The following is a 1,263-nucleotide window of genomic DNA, read 5'->3' as shown; positions in this document are numbered from 1 at the left end:
TACCAATACCAGAACCACAGCAATGATCGATAATATGTTGCCAAATGGCAGTACATCAAACATTTGGAACATCGCCAGTGATACGTCGGTCAGACCGTTTGCGCCTAACTCGCCTACTTTGTTGACGACTTGATCAATCGCCAGACCACCAAATACCGACATCCAACCCACGGTGACTACCGTCGGAACAATCAGTACCGCTGTGATGAACTCACGTACTGTACGGCCGCGTGAAACGCGAGCGATGAACATACCAACGAATGGTGACCAAGAGATCCACCAAGCCCAGTAGAATACCGTCCAGCCTTGGAACCAAGCTTCGTCCGTACGACCAAACGGGTTACTCAATGGAATGATGTTTTCTACGTACGCCATTAACGTTGTTGGGATCGAGCCTAAACTCGCCGCCCAGCCAATCAAACCAACAAGGATAAGCAGCAAAAACGCTACAACCATGTTGATGTTACTGATCACTTTTACGCCGCCGTCGATACCGCGAACAACAGAAACCACTGCGAGCAGAGTAACCACAGTGATAACGACAATTTGCAAACCTAAACCAGGTTCAACACCAAATACATGGTGAATACCACTTGCCGCCTGCTGAGCGCCCAAACCAAGTGATGTCGCTAGACCAAATAGCGTGGCAAGTACTGCAAGAATATCAACGATATGGCCAGCCCAGCCCCAAGCGCGATCGCCCAATAATGGGTAAAAGATCGAACGCATTGATAGAGGCAAACCTTTGTTGTAGGTGAAAAATGCAAGTGAAAGTGCCACAACGCCGTAAATTGCCCAAGGGTGGAGACCCCAGTGGAACATCGTCGCGCCTAGCGCCAAACGTGCGGCTTCTGGTGAGTTTGCTTCTACGCCGAGTGGCGTTTCGTACCAACCAGTGAAGTAAGCCACTGGTTCTGCCACACTCCAAAACATCAAACCAATACCCATACCGGCTGCGAACAACATCGCGAGCCAAGACATGAATGAATAATCAGCAACGGCATCTTTACCGCCTAAGCGTATTTTCCCGAGCGGCGACACAATCAACGCTAAGCAGAAAATAACGAAAATGTTACCAGCGATAATAAACAGCCAGTCGAATGAACCAATGATCTTCCACTTAAGCCCATCCAATGCCGTCTTCGCGGTATGAGCATCTAGAACTAATGCTGCGACAAGAAACAGTGCAATAAAGCCTGCACTAATACCAAAAACTGGGTTATGAACATCAAAGCCCCACTTTTGAACGTTGTCTTGACCTAC

Annotated in this window: 1 protein-coding gene; it reads right to left on the bottom strand. The window is 48.5% G+C overall.

The genetic code is table 11. The features are described from left to right. Positions 1-1,263: BCCT family transporter (locus R8N28_RS25400; protein WP_318183680.1), on the bottom strand; the 1,263-nt coding region annotated here is incomplete at both ends.

The organism is Vibrio sp. Vb1554, assembly GCF_033344235.1.
The sequence above is the reverse complement of the archived record's forward strand: the minus strand, read 5'-3'. Positions and strand labels throughout refer to the sequence as shown.